Below are 3,198 nucleotides of genomic sequence, written 5' to 3' on the forward strand. Positions count from 1 at the left end.
ATCGAAGCCCAACTCGCCGCCATCAAGCGCAAACCACGTCTCGTGCAATCATTCTTCAAAGCACCAAATGTCGCCTATATTACCGACTGCTGAGTAAGAGCTGCGGTTACGACGTATCCAAGGGACAGCCCGTGTTCGTCCGTTGCTTTGATTGAACGAATGGAAATCAAACAAAAGTTTCGGGTCTTCTGTCAAAAAACAAATCCGAGCCTTCCCTTTTCAAATTCAATGCGGGTGGCGCCAGTCGATGATGGTGGATTGATCGGTGAGGGTGACGGTGCTGCGGCGGGCGGGGGCTTGGGCGATGATTGTGCCGGCGCGGATGACGTGGAGGCGGGCGGGGCGGGTGCGGATGGCTTCGATCGGGTCGGCGGCGTCGAGGATGATCAGATTGGCGGGCTTGCCTGGGGCGATGCCGTAGTCGGTGAGGTTCAGGGCGGTGGCGGCGTTGGTGGTGACGGCCTGGTAGCAGGCGCGCATGCCGGTGACGCCGGTCATTTGCGCGACGTGCAGGCCCATTCCGGCGACTTCCAGCATGTCGTGGCTGCCGAGCGGGTACCAGGGGTCCATGACGCAATCGTGGCCGAAGGCGACGGTGACGCCGGCTGCCATGAGTTCGGGCACGCGGGTCATGCCGCGGCGTTTGGGGTAGGTGTCGTGCCGACCTTGCAGGGTGATGTTGATCAGCGGGTTGGCGATGGCGCTGATGCCGGCTTCGGCGATCAGGGGGATGAGTTTGCTCGCGTAGTAATTGTCCATCGAGTGCATCGAGGTGAGGTGCGAGCCGGCGACGCGGTGGTGCATGGCGTGGCGGATGGTCTCGGACGCCAGGGTTTCGATGTGGCGGGAGTGCGGATCGTCGCTTTCATCGCAGTGCATGTCGACCATGAGGCCGCGGTCGGCCGCGATTTTCATGAGTTGGCGGATGCTTTCGGCGCCATCGGCCATGGTGCGTTCGAAATGGGGGATGCCGCCGATGATGTCGATGCCCATGGCGAGGGCGCGGTGGAGGTTTTCGGGTGATTTCGGATAGCGGAGAAACCCGTCCTGCGGGAAGGCGACGAGTTGGATGGTGAGGTAGGGGGCGAGTTCGGTGCGCAGCGCGGTGAGGGCTTCGACGGCGAGGAGGCGGTCGTCGCAGATATCGATATGCGAGCGGATGGCGCCGATGCCCTGGGCGATCGACCAGAGGCAGAGGCGTTTCGCGCGCTGGTAGATGGCATCGATGGTGAGGCGGGGTTTGAGTTCGCCCCACAGTTCGATGCCTTCGAGCAGGGTGCCGGATTGGTTGAGGCGGGGTTCGCCGAGCGAGAGGGTGGAGTCGAGGTGGAGATGGGCATCGATGAAGGGGGGGCTGACCAGGTTGGCGGTGGCATCGATGATCCGGCCGGCGTCGCCGGGCAGGTTGGGTTCGATGGCGGTGATGACGCCGTTTTGGATGCCGATGTCGAGGCCGCTCCGGCCGTCCGGCAAAGTGGCCTGGCGGATGAGGAGCGACCAGGTCATGGGTAGAGCCTGGTTGCGGACCAGTCGTCGCCCGCGCGGGTGAAGACGGCGCGGTCGTGGAGGCGGAAGTCACGGTCTTCCCAGAACTCGATGGCGCTGGGGGTGACCAGCCACCCGGACCAGTGCGGCGGGCGGGGGACCGGGGCATCGGCGTATTGGACGACGGCGGATTCGAGGCGTTGTTCGAGCAGTTTGCGTTCGGGCAGCGGGCGGGACTGGTCGGACGCCCAGGCGCCGATTCGCGACAGGCGGGGGCGGGTTTCGAAATAGGCATCGGCCTCGGCATCGCTGACCAGTGTTGCGGTGCCTTCGATGCGGATCTGGCGTTTGCGGGTTTTCCAGTGAAACAGCAGGGCGACGTGGGGGTTGGCGCGGATTTCGCCGGATTTGCGGCTTTCGAGGTTGGTGTAGAAGACGAAACCCTGGCGATCCCATGATTTGAGCAGCACGATGCGGGCCGAAGGGTGGCCCTGAGGCGTGGTGGTCGCGAGGGTCATGGCGTTGGGGTCGTTCAGTTCGGACTCCTGTGCTTTTGCCATCCATGTGGCAAATAGATCATAGGGGTCGGTGGTGAGATCGATCATTGGTTGCCCTTGCTGATGTGTCGCCATACTTGATAGGTCATGCCGCCTTGTGCCACCACCCCAGGGTCACTGCGCGCGCAGTGATCTGATTGGAGCCATTTTATGCAGGAATCCGTTGCAACTCTTCCCCTTGCCGGCACATTGATGCAGGGCAAGCGCGGTGTGATCATGGGTGTGGCGAACAATCGTTCGATCGCCTGGGCGATTGCGCAGGCGATTGCGGCGCAGGGGGGTGAGCTGGCGTTCACGTATCAGGGCGAGGCGCTGGAGAAGCGGATCCGGCCGCTGGCGGAGAGTATTCAGTCCGATATGATCATTCCGTGCGACGTGAGCGACGACGCGGCGCTGGATGCCGCGTTCGATGCGATTGCGGGGCGGTGGGGCGAGATCGATTTTCTGGTTCATGCGATCGGGTTTGCCGACAAGCAGTATCTGCGCGGGCGGTATGCCGATACGCCGCGCCAGGCGTTTCTGCAGGCGATGGATATTTCGTGCTTCTCGTTCACCGCGGCAGCACAGCGGGCCGGGGCGCTGATGAAGCATGGCGGATCGATGGTGACGCTGACCTATCTCGGCGCCGAGCGGGTGACGCCTCACTATAACGTGATGGGGGTCGCCAAGGCGGCGCTGGAATCATCGGTGCGGTATCTGGCAGCGGATTTCGGGGCGAGCGGCATCAGGGTGAACGGGATTTCGGCCGGGCCGATCAAGACGCTGGCAGCCTCCGGGATCGGGGATTTCAGCTATATTCTGAAATGGAACCAATATAACTCGCCGCTGGAGCGCAACGTCGGGCTCGAAGAAGTCGGCGCTTCCGGGCTGTACCTGCTGTCCGACCTGTCGCGCGGGGTGACGGGGGAAATTCACCATGTGGATTGCGGCTATCACATCGTGGGCATGAAAAACCCCAGCGCGCCCGATATCAACGCCGTGGAATGACGCCGGTCGGCTTTGGGGCTGAGGGTTGGGTAAGTAAGGCGGGGGCTCTGCCCCTGGACCCCGTTAAAGGCGGAGCCTTTAAAATCCATTAGTTTTAGGGGTAGGGAGGGCGGCTGCCGGGCTCTGAAACGGTATGGTCTGGACGCCCTCCCTACCCCTAAAACTAGCG

The 3,198-nt window shown here is 62.8% G+C and carries 3 protein-coding genes; 1 reads left to right on the forward strand and 2 read right to left on the reverse strand.

The features are described from left to right. Window positions 1-225: 225 nt before the first annotated feature. Window positions 226-1,506: an amidohydrolase family protein gene (locus B7X49_RS18415; protein WP_286705275.1), complete on the reverse strand. Its 1,281-nt coding sequence runs from the start codon at window positions 1,504-1,506 to the stop codon at window positions 226-228. Beyond that, the gene (gene pdxH, locus B7X49_RS18420; protein ID WP_286705274.1) at window positions 1,503-2,090 is read right to left on the reverse strand and encodes a pyridoxamine 5'-phosphate oxidase; all 588 of its coding nucleotides are present in this window, start codon (window positions 2,088-2,090) and stop codon (window positions 1,503-1,505) included. Before pdxH ends, B7X49_RS18415 begins: the two co-directional genes overlap by 4 nt. Window positions 2,091-2,192: 102 nt before the next feature. Between pdxH and fabI the strand changes: the two genes are divergently transcribed. Next, entirely contained in the window at window positions 2,193-3,029 is an 837-nt protein-coding gene (gene fabI, locus B7X49_RS18425; protein ID WP_029314230.1) for an enoyl-ACP reductase FabI, read from the forward strand. Window positions 3,030-3,198: the final 169 nt, after the last annotated feature.

Origin of the sequence: Acidiphilium sp. 34-64-41, from assembly GCF_002282635.1 — a bacterium.
GTDB classification, from domain to species: Bacteria; Pseudomonadota; Alphaproteobacteria; order Acetobacterales; family Acetobacteraceae; genus Acidiphilium; species Acidiphilium rubrum.

Coding starts and splice junctions, on each gene's coding strand:
- fabI (WP_029314230.1), top strand. CDS start 2,193: ATGCAGGAATCCGTTGCAACTCTTCCCCTTGCCGGCACATTGATGCAG.
- pdxH (WP_286705274.1), bottom strand. CDS start 2,090: ATGATCGATCTCACCACCGACCCCTATGATCTATTTGCCACATGGATG.
- B7X49_RS18415 (WP_286705275.1), bottom strand. CDS start 1,506: ATGACCTGGTCGCTCCTCATCCGCCAGGCCACTTTGCCGGACGGCCGG.